Annotated in this window: 20 protein-coding genes; all 20 read right to left on the bottom strand. The window is 55.1% G+C overall.

All coding sequences use genetic code 11. The features are described 5' to 3' along the window. Window positions 1–81 precede the first annotated feature (81 nt). Window positions 82–798, bottom strand: coding sequence for a response regulator (locus TG4357_RS09005; RefSeq protein WP_058262549.1), 717 nt, complete (start codon window positions 796–798; stop codon window positions 82–84). Then, a complete protein-coding gene (locus tag TG4357_RS09000; protein ID WP_058262548.1) occupies window positions 795–3,809 on the bottom strand; it encodes a PAS-domain containing protein in 3,015 nt (1,004 codons plus the stop codon). Before TG4357_RS09000 ends, TG4357_RS09005 begins: the two co-directional genes overlap by 4 nt. Before the next feature lie 262 nt (window positions 3,810–4,071). After that, a complete protein-coding gene (locus TG4357_RS08995; RefSeq protein ID WP_058262547.1) occupies window positions 4,072–4,926 on the bottom strand; it encodes an ABC transporter permease in 855 nt (284 codons plus the stop codon). A 1-nt stretch (window position 4,927) separates the two neighbouring features. After that, window positions 4,928–5,791 (bottom strand): ABC transporter permease, encoded by an 864-nt coding sequence (locus TG4357_RS08990; RefSeq protein WP_058262546.1) that lies wholly within the window; start codon window positions 5,789–5,791, stop codon window positions 4,928–4,930. Then, entirely contained in the window at window positions 5,792–6,898 is a 1,107-nt protein-coding gene (locus tag TG4357_RS08985; RefSeq protein ID WP_058262545.1) for an ABC transporter ATP-binding protein, read from the bottom strand. It lies immediately after the preceding gene. 74 nt (window positions 6,899–6,972) lie between these two features. Then, window positions 6,973–8,034 carry an extracellular solute-binding protein gene (locus tag TG4357_RS08980; RefSeq protein WP_058262544.1) on the bottom strand — a complete coding sequence of 354 codons (1,062 nt, stop codon included), beginning with the start codon at window positions 8,032–8,034 and terminating at the stop codon, window positions 6,973–6,975. Window positions 8,035–8,355: 321 nt separating this feature from the next. Next, window positions 8,356–8,808, bottom strand: coding sequence for a MarR family winged helix-turn-helix transcriptional regulator (locus tag TG4357_RS08975; RefSeq protein ID WP_058262543.1), 453 nt, complete (start codon window positions 8,806–8,808; stop codon window positions 8,356–8,358). A gap of 242 nt (window positions 8,809–9,050) precedes the next feature. Further along, window positions 9,051–9,818: a class II aldolase/adducin family protein gene (locus TG4357_RS08970; protein ID WP_199484643.1), complete on the bottom strand. Its 768-nt coding sequence runs from the start codon at window positions 9,816–9,818 to the stop codon at window positions 9,051–9,053. A 12-nt stretch (window positions 9,819–9,830) separates the two neighbouring features. After that, the gene (locus TG4357_RS08965; RefSeq protein ID WP_058262542.1) at window positions 9,831–10,850 is read right to left on the bottom strand and encodes a ketopantoate reductase family protein; all 1,020 of its coding nucleotides are present in this window, start codon (window positions 10,848–10,850) and stop codon (window positions 9,831–9,833) included. Window positions 10,851–10,879: 29 nt separating this feature from the next. Then, a complete protein-coding gene (locus tag TG4357_RS08960) occupies window positions 10,880–12,160 on the bottom strand; it encodes a TRAP transporter large permease (protein WP_058262541.1) in 1,281 nt (426 codons plus the stop codon). A 12-nt stretch (window positions 12,161–12,172) separates the two neighbouring features. Continuing rightward, a complete protein-coding gene (locus TG4357_RS08955; RefSeq protein ID WP_233487463.1) occupies window positions 12,173–12,583 on the bottom strand; it encodes a TRAP transporter small permease in 411 nt (136 codons plus the stop codon). A gap of 116 nt (window positions 12,584–12,699) precedes the next feature. After that, on the bottom strand, window positions 12,700–13,713 hold the full coding sequence (locus TG4357_RS08950) for a TRAP transporter substrate-binding protein (protein WP_058262540.1): 1,014 nt from the start codon (window positions 13,711–13,713) through the stop codon (window positions 12,700–12,702). Between the two features lie 375 nt (window positions 13,714–14,088). Continuing rightward, the gene (locus TG4357_RS08945) at window positions 14,089–14,622 is read right to left on the bottom strand and encodes a flavin reductase (protein WP_058262539.1); all 534 of its coding nucleotides are present in this window, start codon (window positions 14,620–14,622) and stop codon (window positions 14,089–14,091) included. A gap of 11 nt (window positions 14,623–14,633) precedes the next feature. Continuing rightward, window positions 14,634–15,590 (bottom strand): PDR/VanB family oxidoreductase, encoded by a 957-nt coding sequence (locus TG4357_RS08940; protein ID WP_058262538.1) that lies wholly within the window; start codon window positions 15,588–15,590, stop codon window positions 14,634–14,636. An 11-nt stretch (window positions 15,591–15,601) separates the two neighbouring features. Next, window positions 15,602–16,363 carry an SDR family NAD(P)-dependent oxidoreductase gene (locus TG4357_RS08935; RefSeq protein WP_058262537.1) on the bottom strand — a complete coding sequence of 254 codons (762 nt, stop codon included), beginning with the start codon at window positions 16,361–16,363 and terminating at the stop codon, window positions 15,602–15,604. Next, window positions 16,363–16,857, bottom strand: a complete 495-nt coding sequence (locus TG4357_RS08930) for an aromatic-ring-hydroxylating dioxygenase subunit beta (RefSeq protein WP_058262536.1) — start codon at window positions 16,855–16,857, stop codon at window positions 16,363–16,365. The genes TG4357_RS08935 and TG4357_RS08930 overlap by 1 nt, the downstream gene beginning before the upstream one ends. A 3-nt stretch (window positions 16,858–16,860) precedes the next feature. Continuing rightward, window positions 16,861–18,144: an aromatic ring-hydroxylating oxygenase subunit alpha gene (locus TG4357_RS08925; protein ID WP_058262535.1), complete on the bottom strand. Its 1,284-nt coding sequence runs from the start codon at window positions 18,142–18,144 to the stop codon at window positions 16,861–16,863. Between the two features lie 17 nt (window positions 18,145–18,161). Next, window positions 18,162–18,530 carry a hypothetical protein gene (locus TG4357_RS08920; protein WP_058262534.1) on the bottom strand — a complete coding sequence of 123 codons (369 nt, stop codon included), beginning with the start codon at window positions 18,528–18,530 and terminating at the stop codon, window positions 18,162–18,164. Window positions 18,531–18,541: 11 nt separating this feature from the next. Continuing rightward, on the bottom strand, window positions 18,542–19,681 hold the full coding sequence (locus tag TG4357_RS08915) for an acyl-CoA dehydrogenase family protein (RefSeq protein ID WP_058262533.1): 1,140 nt from the start codon (window positions 19,679–19,681) through the stop codon (window positions 18,542–18,544). Next, window positions 19,678–20,838, bottom strand: coding sequence for an amidase (locus TG4357_RS08910; protein WP_058262532.1), 1,161 nt, complete (start codon window positions 20,836–20,838; stop codon window positions 19,678–19,680). The genes TG4357_RS08915 and TG4357_RS08910 overlap by 4 nt, the downstream gene beginning before the upstream one ends. Between the last annotated feature and the right edge of the window lie 116 nt (window positions 20,839–20,954).

Here is a 20,954-nt window from a genome sequence, read left to right as displayed (position 1 = left end):
TCACCTCAACTGACAGATGTGTGGAAGCGCGCCGGACCAGAGAGCCGGCGCGCTTCCTTTGTCGTGCAGAGTGAAACCAGTTCAGTCGAAAATATAACCCAGACCGCGGACCGTGCGGATTGTCTCCGGCTTGGTGGGGTTCATTTCGATCTTGCGGCGCAACCGCGAAATGCGCAGATCGATTGAACGGTCGAAATGCTCCCATCCGCGATCATGGGCCTGTTCCAACAATTGGTCACGGTTCAGCACGCGTCCGCGATTTTGCGCGAATACCCGCAGCAAGCTGAATTCCATTGCAGTAATGGCGATCTCTTCGCCGTTTTCCCCAAAGAGTTTCGCACCGTCGAGGTCCAGCCGACAGACACCAAAAGGGATCGCCCCGGTCATCCGGTCTTTCTGCACCTCTGGTTCTCCAGAGTACGCCTTTCGACGCAAGGCCGACTTGATACGTGCCTCCAGTTCGCGCAGGTCCACAGGTTTTGCGACGTAGTCATCGGCGCCCATTTCGAGGCCGATGATCCGGTCAATCACTTCTCCCGCCGCCGAGAGCATGATGACAGGGACTTTCGAAGTGACACGCATCGTGCGCAAAGCTGTCAGCCCGTCGGTCCCCGGCATATTTATATCAAGAACGATGACGTCAGGAGCCGCCTGGTCGAGTGTCGCGAGCATGGCGTCGGCATTTTCCACCTCGACCACGCGGTATCCCCTTTCGCCGAGATATTCCGAAAGCATTTCCCGCAGGTGAGGTTCGTCGTCACAGATCATGATCTTCTTTGATTCAACAGTCACAGTCATGTCCCGTTTCCCGATTCCGAGAGGCGTTTCAGAAGGTCGGATAGATCTTGTCGCAGAATTGGCTTCTCGATGTACGGCCTTTGCACTTCAGAGAGAAAACGGAAGACATCCTCGTCAAGCGTATCGCCTGTGACGATGCCAACCCGGTTGGCATAGTGTGGCAGGGTCTGCTGGATTGCTTTGTAGAAATCTGCACCATTCATACCCGGCAGCTTGAAATCGCTCAAAACAACATCAAAGGTTTCATGGCCAAGAAGGTCCAGCGCAGTTGCCGCATCAGCAACCAGAACCGGCTCACAGTGCAATTCTTCAAGAATATCGCAAATCAATTCTCCTACGCTTTCGTCGTCATCGACGACGAGCACACGCGAGGATGTGGCAGCAGGCGCCTCTGTTTGTTCCCTTGTCACGATGACGTCTCTTTCCTCGTGAACGCCCAAGCGCACGAAGAAGCTTGTTTGTTTGCCTTCCTTTGATTCAAGGTCTAGCTGCCCACCGTGTGCAACGATGATCCTATGACTGAAGGCCAGTCCAATTCCGGTCCCTTTGCCAACATCCTTAGTGGTGAAAAAAGGCTCGAAAACGCGCGCATGTATTGCTTCGGGAATACCGGGTCCGTTGTCCCTGATTTCCACCACCGACTGGTTGTTTTCAGTGTCGAAAAATGAGCGGATGAGCAGTAAGCCCGACTGTCCAAGTGGCGCTAGTGCGTGTTCGGCATTTATGATGAGATTGGAGAACACTTGTACCAGTAGGTCCGGATCGCCGGATATCTCTGGCAACTCGTCGTCGAGTTGCATTTCGATGTTCGTGCCCATGGCTCGGAGGCCGTAGCCTGCCACATCAAGCGCCGTCAGCGCTATGTCATTAAGCGAACAGGGCTCGACAGTCGTCGGGCGCTGGCGCGCCATTGCAAGGAAGGCCCGGACGATCCGAGCACTGCGGTCTGCCGCTTCGCCAATCCGGTCAACGCGTTTTGCAAGAACCTCGTCCTCTAGCCGGCCCGACAGCATCTGGGCGTAGCCCACGATAATGGACAGCGGGTTGTTGAGTTCATGCGCGACCCCGGCCAGGAGCTCGCCCAAGGCCGACAGTTTTTCTGTCTGATGTGCCGCATCGCGCTGTTGCTGCAATTCCTCCTGCATTGCCAAAAGATCCGAGATGTCCCGCGTTGAAGAGACAATCACCTGTTCGCCCTTGTACTCAGTGACCCGCGCGGCCGTCAGACCCTGCATAATCGAGCCGTCCGCGCGTTGGAACTGCACACGGTAATCGTCGAGCGAGCCTGTCGGAAGCAGTGCATCGAGATAGTTTTGACGGTCGTCCGGGGTGAGAAAAAAACTCAGTGCGCTTTCAATTTTTCCGAAGCGTTCACGGGACGGAGGTGGGCAATAGATGATTTTTCCGTCATCAACGCGGGAGACGAGAAAATTTGCCGGACAGGCATCGACGATCTTGCGCAGAAGCAGGTCTGCTTCGCGTTGTTCGGATTCGGCGCGCCGCTGTTCAGTTACATCCATAAAAGAGAGCAGATAGCCTTCTTGCTCTGTGCCATGCACGGATGCCACAATCGTTCTACCGTTGCGCAAGAGGAGTGTTTCTTTCATCTGATGCGCTCTGGAAAAATGGTTCAAGGTTTCCAGATAGGCGTTCGCAGTGATGTTTTCGGGTAATGAGAATACCCCTGCGCCAATAAGTCTTGCCCAAAGGTCTGACAGCAATTCACCTTCGCGCGGAAGGGCGATGTCATCAAAAAACAGCTTCCGCCATTGCCTGTTACCGAGCAGAAATCTCGAGTCCTTGTCAAAGACAGCGAGGCCTTCTTCGAGTGATTGGATGGTGTCATTTAAAGTTCGCAGGCTTCTTTCTTCGGCTTCCTTCAGAGCGGTTGTATCGGTAACGACCACGACACGGCCATCACCCTCGGTTACAGCCCGTTCGACGAGGTAGTGTCGTCCGTTTCTAAAACAGATCTCCATGGGGGCGAGCGTTTCGCGTTGACTGCGAATGGCCGCGGCAAAAAATTCGGCACCACGACGACCAACATCCTCGCCCGAGATCGATGCGATCATTGGTGCGAGGGTCTTGAAGCGTTGCGCATCAGTGAGCTTCAGCAGGTCGTCGGCCCTATACCCGAAAGGTTCGGAAAAGGCATCGTTGCAATGGGACAGCTGACCCGAGGCCTGCTCAATCGCGACACCAACGGGCAGGCGGGCAACCGTGTCGGTAAATAGTTGCTCTGCGCGCAGCTGGTCTGTGACATCCTCCAAGGTGAGCAACCTGCCTTGCAGAACTGTCTCGTAAAATTTCCCGACAATTTCCCGACCATTCACCTTCGTCAAAGAAAAACCCTTGGCCGCTGTGCGCAACAGAGTATCGAGAGCTTCCAGCATGTCGGTAGGAGAGATCCCGTCAGGCAGAAGGAATAGGTCAGACGCGACGGCCTTTTCAAACGTGTCACGGATGGGCATGCCTTGCCTCAGAATTTGCCCGGCTGGGTCGGCGATTTCAGTGAACTTCCTATTGGCAAAAACCAGTGTTTCATCATCATCAATGAGGGCAATCCCGACGTCGACCGCGTCGATGGCTTTGTTCAGCAAGTCGCGGGCCTGCGCTTCGGTGGTCTGTTGCTTTGTCACATCCTTGACGCTACCAACAATGCCGCCGTCGCTCAGGCGTGTCAGTGTAATTTCTCTTTGTGTGCCGTCCGAAACTTGGATTTCGATTTTGGCGCTATCGAGTGTGTCGAGAGTAGCGAGAAAAGTCGAAATACCCTTCTGCGCACCGTGCAAGATCCTGATGTGACCATTTTCCACCGCAGAGCTGATGATGTCCTGCATAGGTGTGCCGGGCATTAGCTGGTTGCTGTGATAGCCTAGCATCTCAGCGTAGCTATGATTTGCAAACACAAGGTTACGTGCCTTATCAAAGAGAACTACGCCCTCGGCAAGTGCATCCATCGCCTCACGGATTATTGGGCATGGCGTCTGCATGTCGGGGGTCATATTCATATCGCTTTACCCAACGTCTGTTCCGCATGTCTCTGACATTTCTTTGATCTGTGCAGTAAAGCGGTGTTTTGTTATAGATGTCAGTCTAATTTTTCAAAGCGGTTTCGGGTATTGTATCAATTGTGTCAGAACACTTCCGCTACATCGTCGCCTGGAAGCTCTACATGAAATTGAAAATAGCCGCGTGAATTCTGCGGCTGGACCCCCTTGAAAATGGGGGGATTACCCCGACATTTGGGGGCCCGCATCGTCCGTGCGGTAACTATTCTTTCACACGCTGAAAAATCAGGGAGAGTATCCCGAGGGCTGCCGACCCGACAATTAACAATAGGGACACAGCATTCAGTACCGGTGTCGAGCCGAGTTTAAGCTTATCGAACATCGCAATCGTCAGCGGCGCGTCAGAGCCCACCAGCATGAGGGTTGTATTGAAATTTTCAAAGCTCATCAGCATCGAAACAACGCCAGCCCCCACAATAGCAGGCAGCAGGAAGGGCAAGGTCACCTGCCGGATCGCACCCCATTTACTTGCACCAAGATTCAGCGCGGCTTCTTCGAGGCTGAGGTCGAATTTCTGCAATCGCGCGGAAATGACCAATGTTGCAAAGGTCGTGATGAAGGAGAATTGCCCCAGGATCACAAGGATCAGGCCGGGCCGCAAACCATCAAACCACAGGCCCGTGGCGTCCTCTAGGGTATTGGCGACTGCGCTTGCGAATACCAGGATCGAGATGCCGAGGATCACCCCGGGGATGATCAGCGGCAATAGCATCAAGATATAGAGGAAACCCTTGCCGCGGAAATCATGGCGCACGAACAAGAAGGCGTTGCAGATGCCAACGGTCACAGACAGGCTGGATACCCAGAAGGCAACGAATGCGGATGTGCCGATGGCGCGCAGGATGGAGCGTTCGTGAAACACCCCGATAAAGGGCGCCTCGTTCCCAAAGAACCACGCCCATGTGAAACCTTCCCATGGGAGGGAAGGGAACAGGCTGTCGTTAAATGCAAAGGCGCAGACCACCGTCAGCGGCAAGGCGAGGTAAATGAAAAACAGCGTAACATAGGCCCGATAGGACCATTTCATCGCGGATGATTGGGGGACTGTGGGGATCATGCTAACGCCCCATCGTGTTTGAAAGCGATTGGCGCGATAGCTTGAGGCCAAGGAAAACCACCGCCGAGGAAAGGCCCAAAAGCAGGAAGCCGAAAGCCGAGCCAAGCTCCCAGTTAAAGCGGGTGATGAATTGGGTATAGATCAGGCCGGTAAACCACAGGCTGTCTTTGCCACCCAACAAGATCGGCGTCAGGTAGTTGCCAAGTGACAGCATGAACACCACAATACACCCCGAAACAATCCCGGGCATCGCATGAGGGATGACGATCTCGCGCAGAATGGAAAACCCCGACCCACCTAGATCATATCCCGCTTCGATCAGGCTGTCGTCCAGACTGTCCAAGGTGGTGACGAGTGGCACAATCATGAAGAGTATCGACGTATAGACAAGGCCCACCATGATGGCCGCGTCGTTATACAAAAACTCGACCGGCTCTGCCAGAATTCCGATGTATTGCAGGAAATTCGACAAAATCCCCGTTTCGCGCAACAGGATCATCCAGCCGAATGTGCGCACAAGTTCGGAGACCCAGAACGGGATCAAGCACATGAGGAACAGCGTTGTCTTGGTTCGGCCACGGGTCAGTTTGGCGATGTAATAGGCAATTGGAAACCCTAACAGCAGCGTTAAAACCGTTGTGGAAATGGACATGAGGGCCGTGCGTGCAAAGGTGCGCCAGTACAGCGGTTCGTTAAAGAACACGGCGTAGTTGCCAAATCCCGTCTCATATTCACGCACGCCCACCTTTTCGCTCATCGAAACAGCGAATAGGCCGATGTGAGGCAGGATAATCAGAGTCACCAACCACAACAACAGCGGCGATATCAGCAGGTAAAACCCGAGCTTGGAGCGGTCAGTGACCATTTAATGCCCCTCCGCCACAAAGCAGCGCGCCTGCGTGGCGTGCCAGTTGGTATGGATGGTTTCGCCCTTGCCCAGTCCCAGGAAATCCCCCGTCTGCGGCAAGCCCGCGTGCAGCGTTTCCCCTGATTGCGGATCGCGCAGGAGGACGACGGAATTCGCACCGTTGAACAATACGCTATCCACAATTTGCGCGCTTGCGTTCGGGTGGGTTGCAGAATCGTATGCGGTCTTTGACAACTGGATCGCTTCGGGACGCACGAAGGCCAGAGCGCGTTGGCCCACGATCGGCAACTCTGCCGCGGCTTGGGCCTGACGGGTGATACCGCCATCTGTCACGATTGTGACCAATCGGTCATTTATCGCTGTTACCTTGCCTTCAAACCGGTTCGCATCGCCGACAAATCCAGCGACAAAAGCGTTGGCGGGTTCATAATAGAGTTCTTTCGCGGTGCCGATCTGGTCAAATTTACCTTTGTTCATCACGGCGATATTGTCGCTCATCACAAGAGCTTCTGATTGGTCGTGCGTGATGTAGACAAAGGTGGTGTTGAATTCTGCCTGCAAGGCTTTCAGTTCGATTTTCATATGTTCGCGCAGCTTGAGATCCAGCGCGCCGAGCGGTTCATCCAGCAGCAAAACATCAGGTTCCAACACCATACAACGCGCAATCGCGACCCGCTGCTTTTGCCCGCCTGAGAGTTGGCTGACCTGACGGTTTTCAATCCCCGGTAGGCCGACGCGTTCCAGCACCCGTCCGACCCGTTGCTTGATCTCGGCTGCCGGTACGCCGCGTTGACGAAGGCCAAAGCCGATATTTTTGCCAATGTCCATCATCGGGAACAGCGCAAGATGTTGGAAGACCATAGAGACGGGGCGCTTGTTGGGCCCGACATCAATCATTGATTTCCCTTTGATCAACAGATCCCCACTGGTGGGAAACTGGAAACCCGCGATCATCCGCAACAATGTGGTTTTGCCACAACCCGAAGGACCGAGAATGGAAAAGAACGATCCTTGTGGAACGTCGAAGCTCACATGGTCAACTGCACGAAACCCCTTAAATTCTTTGGTCAGGTCACGGCAGACAAGATCGGCGGTGAAGGGCATGGTTTTCGGCCTTGTTCAGTCGTAAAGAAGGGCGCGGTGAATGCGCCCTTCTTTCATCATTCATTCAACCTAGCTTACTTGGCTGCGTTGATACGGTCCAGAGTCGCACCTTCCAACGTTTCAAGGCCCGCAGGAACCGGTGGGTACCACTTGATGTTATCAATTGCGGCTTGATCGAAGCTGCCCTGATAGCGCGCTTTAAGATCGGCGCTTACCTCTGCATCTCCGCCAACAGCCGCCGTGAAGTTTCCTGCGGTGTTGGTAATCATGGAGGCGATTTCCGGACGCATCACAAAGTTGATCCAGTCGTAGGCTGCATCATCCGCGCGGCCACGGGATGGCAGAACGAACGTGTCAATCCAGCCCAATGCGCCCGCTTTTGGTGCAACGAAAGTGATATCCGGGTTGTCAGCGTTCAACTGCCAGCCGCCTGTGTCCCATGCCATCGCCGCAACCACTTCACCCGAGCGCAGCAGGTTCTGGATTTCGTCGCCGCCATCCCAGTAAGTTTTTACGTTTGGCTTACATTCCGTCAGCTTGGCTTCGACCTGATCCAGCACGCCTTGGTAAGCATCCACATCCGAATAGGCCGCAAACGGATCAAGGCCCATCGAGAAGGCAAAGCCGATCAGCGTCGGGCGTTTGAGGCGATAAGACACATTGCCTGCAACAGAGTCGTCACACAGATCAACATAGTCGGTGACCTGCGCCGCCTTGGCCGTGTTCACAATCAAGCCGCTGGTGCCCCAAACATGCGGCAAGCCGAATACTTCGCCTTCAAAGGTTGTGTTGGTGGCCGTCGCAGCCAGCATCGAAGGAATGAACTGGGCCGCGTCTACGCGGGACATGTCGATCGGCTTGTAAATGCCGAACTCTTCTTGCGCGCTGGTGATCCGGTCTTGGCTTGGCTGTGCCAGATCAAAACCGCCCCCATTGGTGGCGCGCAGCTTTGCGATCATTTCTTCGTTGTTCGAGGTCGTGACTTCAACGGTGTGGCCCGTTTCTTTCTCAAAGATTGCAATCACGTCTTCTGGTGCATAACCGCCCCATGTCAAAAGACGGAGCGTTTCTGCGGAAACGGCAGTTGTTGAAAGGGCTGCGATCAGCGCGGATGTAGCGATGAGTCCGAGTTTCATGTCAAATTCCTGATTTTAGCTGTAAATCTGAGCCTACTAAGGCAGTCAAATTGTTGTTTGTCTATAGGTGCGATATGTGAATTTTTTTTGACATCAAACTTGTCGCGAACGGCTTGGTGAAGGAGGCGGTTTGTCTGAGTAGGTTTCGGGCATTTTCCAAGTGGTTTTCCGCTTCGGGTCAGGTTGCCACTTTTGCCTTGAATGCCGGGCTATGGTTCCGGCGTGGTGTCTTTTCCTTGCTTGCAGCATCATGCCGCTGTAGCGCGGAAAACCCACTTATCCCGGCTGTTCAGATTTCCCCAGTCAACTCTGCTCTGGGGATTAGAGTTTTTTGAGCCTTGCATGGAGTTTCGACAGTGTGGTGTTCAAAGCTGCAAGGTCTGCTTCCGAGAACTGTTCGAATGTATTTTGAAAGATGACTTGTGCTTCAGTAAAGGCTTCTTTGCGTAGCTTTTCGCCCTTATTCGTGAGGCACACTTCTGTGACGCGACCGTCATTTGGACGCACTCTGGTCGAGACCAGACCGTCACTCATCATGCGCTGCACTACTTTCGTGGTTGTGTTGAGTTTCTGAGCGGAAAACTCTGCGATCTCGGAAACGGAAAGGTACTGATCTTCGTAAAGGCTCATCATGGCGCGCCAACGGGGCATATCTATGCCATAGGATTTGATCCGCCGCTCAAGGGCATTGGCATAAGCGGCGTTGATTTGGCTCACCCAGAAAAAAGGCCAATTTTCTTTGAATTTTTTAGGGCTATCCTGCTTCACTGTCACTGCTAGGTGTCTCCAAATCACGTATTCGCGCGAAGTTTAGTGAGGTTTGTAATGGAATAGAATGTGAAAAGTGACGTGATTTATCGACGCATAGCGCAATCGTCTTTGGCTGTCGCGATCCGCGACATCGACGCTAATTGGCGCCGCAGTCTTGCACGGGGGCTAAACTGGATCAGCATTGTGCCGGATGGGCATGACAAACAGGGCCGCGAGAAAGCCGCCCTGTTTGTCTGAGCCAACAGTCAGGCGAATTCCGGGCGGTCGCGCTTCATCTTGCGGATCATCGCGTCAAACAACAATGTGGCAAAGGAAGCGTTGTCTTTCAGGCGTTGTGCGTCATCGGCGCATTTCTGTTTGATGTCTTCGGTCAGGGCGTTGTTTGGGCCTGGAATTGCGCTTGCGGCACATTGAATTTCGGCGGCGCGTTGTACGGTCCACAACAGGAAAAAGGTGAGAGGAATATCGGCCTCGCACACAGCAATCCCGTGATTGCGCAGCACCAATACATGTTTGCCCTTCAGGGATTCAAGAATGCGCCCGCGTTCTTCATCGTAAATCGTGATGCCTTCGAATGTGTGATAGGCAACGCGCCCGTAAAGCTGTGCGCCATAAAAATTGTCATGATCAATGTCGAACCCCTTCATTGTCATTGCTGAGATTGGGGTCGTGTGCGTATGCGCGACACAGCCAACATCTGGACGGTGTTCATGGATCACGCCGTGAAGGGCAAACCCCGCCGGATTTGGTTTATAGGCACTGTCGCGCAACAGCTTGCCATCCACCCCGACAACCAGAAGATTTTCGGGCGTCACCTCATCATAATGCAATCCCATCGGGTTGACGAGATAGGCATGGTCTTCACCGGGGAGGCGGACAGAAATATGGTTGAAAATCAATTCTGTCCAACCAAGGTAACTCACCAGATGGTAGAAATCTGCAAGCTGCACGCGAAGGTCGGCTTCGGTCATCCCCGCCATCGGTGGGGTGATCGTGGGCGTTTGGCTGTTCATCGAGTTGTCCTTTCAGGCGGTTTGTGAGAGGCGCAGGGTTTGGATCATGTCGGGCACCTGAGCTTTTCTTGCGGGGAGTGACGTGGCCGTGTTTAGAAGATCCAAAAGCCCGCCCAAGGTGGGCATAGGGGTGCCTTTCGCCTTGGCGAGTTCCATCGGGGCAAGGCAAATCGCATCAAGTTCAAGAGGCTTGCCGGCCAAAGCATCCTGTAACATTGATGTCGGGAAAGCCCCTGCATCAATCAACAAATCCACGAGCCACGCATTTGGCGGAAGCTCATAACCTTCGCTGCTGGCCCAGTCCCGGAACTCATCCGCAAGCGCTGTGGAAATGTCGCGAAGGGCGGGGGTTTGGCCAAGCTCATCAAGCATCGCACCAGTCAGTGCGGAGAGCGGATTGGTTGCGAAATTCGCCAACAGTTTAACAAGAACTTTTTGCCGGATATCCCGATCAAACTCTGTCCGTACTCCGCCGCAGTTCAAAAGAGAGATCAACTGACCCACTTTGTCGGCATCGACGCCCTCGCATACCGCGCCAAGACTCAGGGTCGGGGTGTTGGACGATTTTGCCAGACCTGCGTCATCCATCTGAACGGTCATCAATAGCACGGCACCAAGCACCTGTTGCGGGGTTAAAATCCGCGCCAAATCGCCGTCGGGATCTAGCAGCGGTACCGCGCCAAGCCCGGTCTCATCGGCGTAGAACCAAAACGGCAAGCCGTTCACCATCGGGATCACTAATGTGTCCGGCGTGATCGCCGCCCGGTTCAGGTGAAGCGCTGAGGCAAGGCTTTGGGATTTCACACAGACAAACAGCGCGTCCATGGGGGCTTTGAGGTGGTCACAGGTTTTCGGGCGGGCAGAGATTACAGTGCCCCGATCATCCAAATGGACGCCGTCCTGCGTGATTTGACCCAGCCGCGCACCGCGCGCTGTGAGCCAGACATCCGCACCCGATTGCGACACCAGCGCGGCCATAGCGGTGCCGATATTGCCGGCACCGATCACACCAATTTTATAAGAGGTTGTCATTGTCTCTCTGGGTCTCTCTTTTGCGGTTGTTAGGTGAGGATCAGCACGAGAACGGGTGCTGCCGTCAAAAGACCCACGCGGAGCACATCCATCGTGACGAAGGGCACAAGGCCTTTGAAAATCGTGCTGAGCCGGACATCCGGCACCACAGAGCGCAGGACAAAAACATTCATCCCGACGGGCGGGGTAATGTAGGATATTTCCGTCACCATCACGACAAAGATGCCGAACCAGATCAGATCAATCCCAAGGTCGGCCGCGATCGGATAAAACACAGGCACGGTGAGCATGATCATCGACAGGCTTTCCAAGACACAACCGAGCAGGAGGTAGATGCAGAACACGATCAGGATGAACCCCATCGGGCTACTGGTCAGTCCGGTGATCAGGGTCTGAATGTCATTGGTCATGCCAGACATGTTCACGTAATTGGTGAAGGTCAGCGCGCCAAAGAGGATGAAAAACATCATTGCCGTGGTTTTCATCGTGTCGAACAGCACGGACAGCGTTGCTTCGATGGAAAACTGGCGTTTCAGGATCACCAAAAGAAAGGCCCCGCCTGCGCCCATGCCCGCACTTTCGGTCGGCGTAAAGACACCAAGGTAAATCCCGCCCATGACAAAGGTGAACAGAGCCAAGGCGCCCGACGTCCCTTTGAGCGCCCGAATACGATCCAAGAGCGGCAATTTTGGTTCTGTCGGCAGATCGATTCCTTGAAACCTAAGCGACAAGCGCACCGCGATAGAGTAACCGATGATACCGATCACGCCGGGGATCAGGCCGGCAAGGAACAGCCGCCCGATGTCTTGTTGGGTGAGGATGCCATAGAACACAAGGATCACGGAAGGAGGGATCAAAATACCCAACGTGCCGCCCGCAGCAATCGATGCGGTCGAAAGCTGATCCGGGTAGCCATAGCGCCGCATGGAGGGCAGCGCAATTTTGGTCATGGTGGCCGCCGTTGCAAGCGATGAGCCACAAACTGACGAGAACGCACCACAGGCCACCACTGTCGCGGTCGCCAATCCGCCCTTGCGATGGCGCAACCAAGCATAGGCAGAGGCATAAAGCTCTGCTGCGATCCCGGATTGCACCACAAAGTTCCCCATCAACAGAAAGAGCGGCAGGACAGAGAGTGTGTAATCGCGCCCGTTGTCGAAAAAGACCGATCCAAGCAATGCCAACGAGGGGGACCAGCCGATAATGGACACCACGCCGACCAAGCCGACGCCTGTAAGAGCAAAGGCAATGGGCATGCCCATGAACAACAGAAAGGCCAGAACAGCCATTCCAATAGGCCAATGTTCCATGTGTCTTGTCCCTTATTGCTTCAAACGTTTGATGAAACGTTCGAGGGGCAGAAAAGCGGTGATCACACCGCCGATAAATGCGCAGATGGCGCAGAAATAGCCGAGAGGCGCGATGGGAATGCTGAGATTGGTCGTCGAGCCGCCATAGCCGCCGATCTGGTCCGCATAGATCCAAAGCCGCCATGAGATCACGACAAGGATGGCGCCGCTCAAGACCCCGGTGACGGCCTGCCGCAACGGCTGCACAGCCAGCGGCATCTTTTCGGTCAAAAGATCGACGGTCACGTGATCTTCCGCCAAGGAGACGGCCCCAAGTCCAACAAAAATCACGGCACATAGCAGGATTTCAGTCAATTCACTCGCGCCTTTGATCGGGGAGTTGAACAGATAGCGCCCGATCACATCGCAGACGGTAAGTCCCATCATGGCGAGCAAAAGAACGCCCCCGATACTGCCCAGAAAGATTCCAGACCGCGTCAGGTGATGCGCGGGAGAGGCGCCTGTGCCCCCCTCCCGAACACCCGTGTCAATGGTCTTGGTCATTGTTCCGCGGCAACTGCAGCGATTTCAGCTTTGAGCATTGCAAGAGCCGCAGCCCCGTCTACGCCCGTTTCGGAAACCTCGGCGAGTTTTGCGTCCACGACCGGCTGCAACGCTTCGGTCCACGCGGTGACCTGTTCCTCCGTGGCGGGGGTGACGGTGGTTTGCCCAGCCATCGCTTCAAGTCCCGCCGCGTCTACGCGATCCCACATCTGACCCGCCATGCGGGCCAGCGCTTCGCCGGTGACACTGTCGATCGCAGTTTGTTGTTCGGGCGTCAGGCTGTCCCATTTCGCTTTGTTCATCACGATATAGAAGGATGTGTTGTAAAGGCCGCCTGGCACGGAAACGCCGACGCTGAGCTGCGGGATAAGTTTGAAGAAGCTGACAGATTCATAGGGGAAGAGAATGCCGTCCGCGACGCCTTGGCTCAGAAGTTCATAAGCCTTGGACGAGGGGCCCTCTACGGGAACGGCACCCAAGGTGGAGGCGACTTCGTGAACGATGCCCCCGCCGACACGCAGTTTTTTGCCATCCAACAGATCAACCGCACTCGCGTCGCCTTTTTTCAGGAAAATTTCGCCGGGACCGTGGGTGAAGACCCCCAAAACTTTGACATCGTCATATTCGCCCGCGTCTTTGAGCATAGCCTCAAAGGTCCGCCAATAGGCGACCGAAATTGCCTCTGCACTGTCGCCTAGAAACGGGATTTCCGCGATGTTTGTGGTTTTGAAACGGCCTGCTGTGTAGCCTTGCACGCCGAAAGTGATGTCCGCGACGCCGTTGACGGCAAAGTCAAAATGCGCGGGTGGCGGCCCGAGGGGGGCGGGCAGAATATTTGCGACCACTTCGCCTGCTGTGGCCTCTTTGATCTGTTCCGTCATCGGGACGATGACCTCGGAAACCAATGGGTGAGACGGGGGCAGCCAATTGGCCACTGTCAAAGTGGTTTCGGCGTTGGCCACGCCGGACAAAATCATGGTCGCGGCGACGGTTGAGAGGAGTTTTTTCATTGTGCGTTTCCCTGTTGCAGCATTGGTGCACCGTTTTTCTGGTGCCTGTTTCAAGTTGTTATCTGGTTGTTGGGCTAAGGGGTCGAACGAGGGGACTGCCCGATTTTGAGCTTGGTTTTTTCCCCGTGTTCAAGTGAGATGGGTCAGCTCTTGTGGTGCCAAGCCTTGTGGTTTCTTTCCTATTCCTTCGCGATCTTATTACGGTAAAACTACCGCAAGTCGGAATTGGGTCAAGAAAGTTTACGTAAATTTCCCTGATCCAGTTCGATTCCACCGCGTTGCAGTCGCATTTGGTTAAAAAACACGCGCTCTGTCATAGGCTCTGTCTGATTTTGAAGCTGAATCTGATAAGGGGTGTGAGGGGCGGCAGCCCTGTCATGCTTCTTTTGGCGTGGGCGGAAAACCGGCCTGTGATTTTCCGGTTTCCAAGTGGTGATAATCGCGACTGAAATAGACAAGGCCGCGATCCGGTTTCTCGGGCAAGTGAACGGCTTTGATTTCGCAGAACATCACCGAATGTGACCCCTGTTCCAACACCGAACCGATCCGACAATCGAAGGCGACATTGGCATCACTGAGCACAGGAGACCCCGTGCTGAGGGTCAGCCAATCGCCATAGGAAAAGCGGTCTACGCCCTCGACATAGCGGGCAAAGACCCGGCACAGGTCTTGGTGATGGGCGGCTAGGACATTCACACAGAGCACCCCGTTTTCGAGAAACTTGTCATGGACAAATGCGTTGCGGTTGACGCAGACCAGAAGGGTGGGCGGCGTGTCTGTCACCGAACAAACCGCAGAGGCCACAATCCCATGTGTCCCTGAGATCCCGTCAGAGGTGATCAGATTGACGGCAGCCCCCATGCGGCTCATGCCTTCGCGAAAGGCGATCTGGTTCGGAGTGAGTTCCATCGGTGTTCTCCTCAAATATCCAGAACCAATTTGCCCTTGCCGCGCGAACAACAGGCACAAAGTTGATCGCCGTCTTCGCGCTCATCCTCGGTGAGGAACTGATCGCGATGATCGATTTCGCCGCTCAACACATCTGTGATGCAGGTGCCGCAGACACCTTCTTCGCATTTCACGTCAATTTTTAGGCCCTCTTTTGCGAGGGCCTTGGCGATTGTGTCATTCGGACCGATGGTGACTGTGATGCCGCTTTGGGCACATTCCACCTCAAAACTGTCGCCGGACAATTCCACCTCTGCGGAGAAGTATTCGCGGTGTACGTTCGCGGGGACGTGGCCTGCGCCTTCGGCCGCCCCGATGACCCAATCCATGAACCCTTGCGGGCCGCAAACATAGAGATGGGTGTCGGGATCCGGGGCTGGAAGGTCCTGGGCCAAGTCGAGCCGTTGGCTGTCATCTTGATCATCAAAGTGATAGACGATTTTGTCGGCAAAGTCAGAGCCATCAAGGTCGTCTTTGAACGCGGTCACTTCTTCGGAGCGCGTACAATAGTGCAGGACAAAATCTTTGCCCAAAGCATGAAGGCGCTTGGCCATGGCAATCATCGGAGTGACCCCGATGCCGCCGCCCAAAAGCACGGTTTGCGTCGCGGTTTCATCAAGCGGAAAGTGATTGCGCGGGCCTTCTACCTTGAACTCTGCCCCTTCGGTGGCGAGGCGATGCACCGCCGTAGAGCCGCCCCGCGAGTTCGGGTCTTTGAGAACGCCGATTTCGTAAAATCCAGTTTCGGCAGGGTCAGAGCAGAGCGAATATTGCCGCCAAAGATCGACATCGGGAAGATAGATGTCGATATGGGCACCCGCCGTAAAGGGAATGATTTGACCGCCGCTTTTAGGGGAAAAACGGATGCGGGCGATATCGCCACGGTCATCAATACGGCTGGAAACCGTGTATGTTTGTGTGTTTGTCATCTTAATAGGCCTCAGCGCATATACAGCCCGCCATTGACGTCCCAACAGGCGCCATTGACGAAAGCAGAGCGGGGGGATGCGAGCATGGCGACCAATTCCGCGACCATGACAGGATCGCCCAAACGCCCAACCGGGATATTGGCAATGGCCTTGTCAATATTGTCGCCCAAAACATCGCGCACCATGGGCGTATCCATCGGACCGGGGGCGATGGCGTTGCAGGTGATGTTGAAGGGCGCGAGATCGCGGGCAAAGATTTTGGTCAGCGTCAGGATCGCCCCTTTGGAGGCGGCATAATGCGCGCCGGTTGCGGTTCCACCGTTTTGACCCGCAAGGGACGCCATGTTGACGATCCGGCCATATTCCCGTTCTTTGAAATGGCGTCCAAAGATTTGGCAACCCGCGAAAGTGCCACCGGCATTGATGGCCATGATGTCGTTGAATTCAGACGGATCAATGTCCATCACGGGCTGGGCCTTGGTGCGGGCTGCGTTGTTGACCAACACCTCGACCGAACCATAGCGCGTCACGCATTCGTCCAGGACACGCTGCCAGTCTTCGGGCTTGGACACATCAAGCGTTGCGGTCATGCCGGTATCGCCCGAAAGATCAAGTTCAGAGGCAAGCGCGGCCGCTTCGGTGCCCGGATCAACATCTGTGATGATCACCCGAAAGCCGTCCTTGTGAAGCGCACGGCAGACCTCGGCCCCAAAGCCACGGGCGCCGCCCGTGACCACAGCGGTTTGTATTTTTTCTGGAAGAGGTGTCGCCATTAGAACAAATAGCTGAACGAATTCAGCATCCCGTCGGAGTTGAGAATTTTTGCGATTTTGCGGTCCAGTTTGAAGCCGTCTTCGGTTTTCTGAAGCGTGTAATACAGGTTCGCGGCCCACATGCGCTGACGCCCGAATTTGTTCTCGATCAGATGCTCGGCGGCGCGGACTTTGATGATATCGCCCTCGGCGCTTTCGATCACGATCCGGCTGACTGTGCGCACGGTATCCGCTGCGGGGGCAGACGAGATCGAGAAGCCACGTTTGAAGCGGTCAACGCGCATGCGGCGCATTTTATCGTTGTCATGGCATAGGTTAAGCTGGTTTTCGTAATCTTCACCGTCGCCGATGGGAAGGATGTAAAGACCTTCTTCCAGCCACAGATCAATCCACGCGTCATAGTCTTTGCGATCAAGGATATCCGCTTCCTGCCAGAGGAATTCGGTCACATCCGCCAAGAGGGCCTTGGTGTCGATTTTGCTCATCTCGGTCATGGTTCAGGCCTCCATTTCCATCATGTGCTTCCACATTTTATAGGCAGCGCGCATTCCTGTTTCGGAACTCACATGACCACGTGGGCCCGTCACGCCGGGTTTTTCGTCGACAATGCCGCGATTGACGAGGATCGGAAGCTCTTCGCCGCCTCGCGTGCCGCGTTGCACCCGTTCCCAGACTTCGGCATCATCCGGCGAGCCAAAGCCCATCGGTCCTTGAAAATGCTCATGCAGGCGCAGGCGGGTTTGGTTGGCAATCGCTGGTCCACCATCCATGCCCAATGCCATGTGACGAATATCGGTTTTGTCCACGGCAATCGGCGTCAACACGCGGAAGAACGACAAAGAGAAGGACACGTTGGGGAACAGGTTCATGTTGAACCCTGGTCCACCCACGGCGAGCACGATCTTTTTGACCTGCTCTTCGCTATAGCCTTCTTTGCGGATCTCTTCGGCGAGCCATTCGAACCGAGGTTCGATCGGATCGTCGAGACGCTCATCCAGATCTGCGCGTGACGGCATCATCATCAATATGGAATGTCCGTTGCCCAGATCTTCGACCCAGCCTTCATTTTTTTCCATGAAGTCAAAGAGGTCTTCGGTTTTTTCATCGAGCGTTTGCATGAAAGATTTATGCACGATGGGAAAATGGTAGGCGTCGGTGGTGTTTTCCAGCTGCACTTTCCAGTTCATCGGAACTTGGAACTGGTGCTCGCCCAGAACCTTCACCGGGAACCCGCCGCCTTGTTTCATGAACAAGGTCATGTAGCGGCAAACTTCAGGCCCCAAGAAATCCACAAGCGGTTCGGCGTCTTCGTTGAAGGTCGCAAAGACCATGCCTTCATGGGATTCGGTGCGAAGCTTCAACAATCCATGCTGGGACTTGTCAAAGTCATCGCCATATTGTTCGGGGTAGGGCACCGCACGCAACGATCCGTCCAACCCGTAGCCCCAGCCGTGATAGGGGCACTGGAACGATGACGTTTTGCCTTTTTTCACTTCGCATACAGTGGCGGCGCGGTGGCGGCAGCGGTTCACCATACAGTGGATTTTGCCCTTGCGGTCACGCACCACAATGACCGGATCAAGGCCGACTTGGGACAGTTTGAAAGAGCCTTTGTCGGGGAATTCGCTTTCATGCGCGACCCAGACCCAGGTCTTTTTGAAAATCCGATCCATTTCTTCTTTGAAGAGTTCTGGATCTTCGTACATTTCAGTTGCGACCTTGGCGTTTTCCACATCGTAGAGCGCGTCCAAATCGCTGAATTTTGGCGTATCAAGAGACATGTGTCTGTTCCCTTAAATTAAAGAATTTCGGTGGGGATTTCGAGGGCGCGGCCCATGCGGGCCTCAACCGTCATGTATTTCCAAAGGCGATCATTGGCTTCGCCCACGACGATGGTGCGCAGCAGGTTGCAAGCGGCCTGAACCGCCTCGCGATCCGGGAAGTCCGCGAGAATATACCATGTGTAGGGAAAACCCTGGCTGGCCCCAACCATGGTCTGATCGTCGTCAAAGGTGCCGACGATTTGGACGCCGTCCATCTGATCGATCCCCATCATCAGTTCTTGGGTGGCTTTCCACACCGGGCCGATTTGATCGAAGGGAAGAGAGAAGAAAGTCGGGTGATTGTTGAAACACAGCAAGGTGCGCAGGGATGCTTTATCGGTCATCGGAATGTTCCTTATGGGTAGCCGGGCATGGTGGGTTCATCGAACATGGCGGCGCCTGCACCGGTCCATGTGCCTTCGCTGAGGAAGGCGTGTTGCGCGACGCCAGCGGCATCAAGCATGTAACGGCCAAGGGGATGGCCTTCGTTGATCGCGGCAGAGCCGCCGAGGGCAAAGGCCATACGCGCTGCTTCGGCCCCGTCTTTTGCGGCTTTTGAGGCGACAAGGCGCAAGCGAATATGGGTGTCGCGGCTGACCGTCTCTTGGTGTTCGAGTTCCGCGTAGGCTTCGTCCAAGGTGTCGTAGAACAGGGCTTGCGCGCCCAAATACATGCCACGCGCTTTGGCATATTCGGTCTGCAAATAGGGTCTTGCGCCCGGCTTCGGTGCGCCGGTCACGGATTGGCGCGAGCCACTGTTGTGCAGGAAATCAAGCGCCGCGCGTGCCGCGCCCAAGGCGACGACGGCCAAAACTTGCGAGGCGAGTGCCATAGACGGATAGCGGAAGATACGATCGTCCATCGTCGGTTTGGACCCCCGAATAAAGGTCCATTCGCGCGGTACAACAACACGGTCTACCTTGATGTCATGAGAGCCTGTGGCACGCAGGCCAAGGGTTTTCCACGTGTCGACAACCTCGACCTTTGCCTTTGGCATGATCGCAATGAGCGGGAGTTTGGTGTTTTGATCTTCGACCTTGATGCCGGCGCCTGCCAGATCCGCGCCCATGATGCCAGACCCCCATGGCCATTGCCCGGTGACTTCATAGCCACCGGCAACGGTTTTGGCCGGTTGCGGCGGGAACATGGCGCCTGCGAACACCGTGTCCGGGTTCTTGCCGAAAATTTCGGCATAGGTGTCGGTTGGCAAGGTGCTCAGATATGTGGCGGAAACACCAAAACTTGCGACCCATCCGGCGGATGCATCTGCGGCAGAAATGTCTTCGATCAGGCGGCAAAACGCGGCGGGGCTTATTTCATCGCCGCCGAAACGGGCGGGTACAAAGGCCCGGTAGACGCCCAGGGCTTTGAACTGATCAACGACATCTTGCGGAATGTGGCGCAGGTTTTGAAATTCGGTCGCGCGGGCGCGGATGCTGGCGAGTACCTCGTCTTTGGTTAGCGGCTGTTCAGCCAGCGCTGCATCAGCGGTCATGATTTGTCCTCCGGTTGGAATGCAGTCAGGGTCTTGGTGAGCCACACGGCAATCGCACAGAGAAACGCGTCCTCGCCTTTGCGCCCGATGATTTGGATACCTGCGGGGAGGTGATCTGGTCCGACCGGGATCGGCAGGACGATCGCGGGGTGCCCGCTTAGATTGAAGGGGCGCAACAGTTTGGTCAGGGGCAAAACCGTTGCGGGGTCTTTGGCCTCGGCCAGTGTCGGGGGAATGATGGGAAGGGCAGGGGTGACCAACACGTCATAGTCTTCGAATATGGCATCCACTTCGTTGGTGAATGTCGTGCGGATGTCTTCGGCGGCGCCAAGGCTTTCATCCGTGATTTTGCGGGCATTGATCAGACGGGTTCGGATATCCGCGCCCAAGGGTTTCCCAGCATCCACAAGCGGGCCGTAAGCGACGGCCGCTTCGACGCCGATCACCGTCATGCCTGCTTCGAACGCGGCCTCCATATGGGGCAATTTCACATAGGCGGCATCTGGCAAGCCTTCCATCAAGGCATAGACCAGCGCATCGCCCAGTTTCTTTTCGACATTGCTTTTGACACGGGCGAGGCGCGGCGCTTTCGTCAATGTTTGGCGTTCAAAGGTTGGATCAATCGCCTCCATTCCTTTGACCAGCATTTCGGCAGTGCGGGCAAGAACACCAACGCAATCCAAAGAGCTGTCTTTGGGGTGACAACCGTCCCGGCTGACGCGGCCAAAGGTGGGTTTGATGCCATAGACGCCACAACAGATCGCGGGTTGGCGCACGGAGCCGCCCGTGTCGGTGCCGATGGCAAAATCACATAATCCTGCGGCGACTGCCACCGCGGAGCCAGAGGAGGAACCGCCGGGGATACGATCGGGCCAATGCGGGTTCACGGGGGTGCCGAACGTGGTGTTCACACCGGTCATCCCATAGGCCAGTTCATGCATGTTGGCCTTGCCGATGATCTTGCAGCCATTCGATAAGACACTGTCAACGACCACGGCGTTTTCCGTCGCTGGCGCACTGTCTATGAGTGCGGCAGACCCACAGGCGCTGACCATATCCTTGATGTCGATACAGTCTTTGATCGCCACTCTCAGGCCGTCGCCGCCCATATCGAGAGTATGCGCCAATGCGCAGTTATTCTGTTCGGCTACAGTCATGTTTTCCCTGTGGCTTGTTGAGCGATTTTTGTGCGCTTGTTACAGTAATATTCCCGTATGTCGGATTTCGGTCAAGATTATTCACGTGAATATTGAAATAAACTTTGGAATTGAGC

Source organism: Thalassovita gelatinovora, from assembly GCF_001458355.1.
GTDB lineage: Bacteria > Pseudomonadota > Alphaproteobacteria > Rhodobacterales > Rhodobacteraceae > Thalassobius > Thalassobius gelatinovorus.
This window is presented reverse-complemented; position numbering and strand designations above follow the sequence as displayed.

Bases quoted from the DNA above. Each gene is read 5' to 3' on its own strand.
- TG4357_RS08915 (WP_058262533.1), bottom strand. From the start codon at position 19,681: ATGACCGCTGATGCAGCGCTGGCTGAACAGCCGCTAACCAAAGACGAG.
- TG4357_RS08970 (WP_199484643.1), bottom strand. From the start codon at position 9,818: ATGAACAGCCAAACGCCCACGATCACCCCACCGATGGCGGGGATGACC.
- TG4357_RS08945 (WP_058262539.1), bottom strand. From the start codon at position 14,622: ATGGAACTCACTCCGAACCAGATCGCCTTTCGCGAAGGCATGAGCCGC.
- TG4357_RS08985 (WP_058262545.1), bottom strand. From the start codon at position 6,898: ATGCCCTTCACCGCCGATCTTGTCTGCCGTGACCTGACCAAAGAATTT.
- TG4357_RS08910 (WP_058262532.1), bottom strand. From the start codon at position 20,838: ATGACTGTAGCCGAACAGAATAACTGCGCATTGGCGCATACTCTCGAT.
- TG4357_RS09005 (WP_058262549.1), bottom strand. From the start codon at position 798: ATGACTGTGACTGTTGAATCAAAGAAGATCATGATCTGTGACGACGAA.
- TG4357_RS08935 (WP_058262537.1), bottom strand. From the start codon at position 16,363: ATGGCGACACCTCTTCCAGAAAAAATACAAACCGCTGTGGTCACGGGC.
- TG4357_RS08950 (WP_058262540.1), bottom strand. From the start codon at position 13,713: ATGAAAAAACTCCTCTCAACCGTCGCCGCGACCATGATTTTGTCCGGC.
- TG4357_RS08980 (WP_058262544.1), bottom strand. From the start codon at position 8,034: ATGAAACTCGGACTCATCGCTACATCCGCGCTGATCGCAGCCCTTTCA.
- TG4357_RS08925 (WP_058262535.1), bottom strand. From the start codon at position 18,144: ATGTCTCTTGATACGCCAAAATTCAGCGATTTGGACGCGCTCTACGAT.
- TG4357_RS08990 (WP_058262546.1), bottom strand. From the start codon at position 5,791: ATGGTCACTGACCGCTCCAAGCTCGGGTTTTACCTGCTGATATCGCCG.
- TG4357_RS08955 (WP_233487463.1), bottom strand. From the start codon at position 12,583: ATGGGACTTACCGTCTGCGATGTGATCGGGCGCTATCTGTTCAACTCC.
- TG4357_RS08965 (WP_058262542.1), bottom strand. From the start codon at position 10,850: ATGACAACCTCTTATAAAATTGGTGTGATCGGTGCCGGCAATATCGGC.
- TG4357_RS08930 (WP_058262536.1), bottom strand. From the start codon at position 16,857: ATGACCGAGATGAGCAAAATCGACACCAAGGCCCTCTTGGCGGATGTG.
- TG4357_RS08995 (WP_058262547.1), bottom strand. From the start codon at position 4,926: ATGATCCCCACAGTCCCCCAATCATCCGCGATGAAATGGTCCTATCGG.
- TG4357_RS08920 (WP_058262534.1), bottom strand. From the start codon at position 18,530: ATGACCGATAAAGCATCCCTGCGCACCTTGCTGTGTTTCAACAATCAC.
- TG4357_RS08960 (WP_058262541.1), bottom strand. From the start codon at position 12,160: ATGGAACATTGGCCTATTGGAATGGCTGTTCTGGCCTTTCTGTTGTTC.
- TG4357_RS08940 (WP_058262538.1), bottom strand. From the start codon at position 15,590: ATGACAAACACACAAACATACACGGTTTCCAGCCGTATTGATGACCGT.
- TG4357_RS09000 (WP_058262548.1), bottom strand. From the start codon at position 3,809: ATGAATATGACCCCCGACATGCAGACGCCATGCCCAATAATCCGTGAG.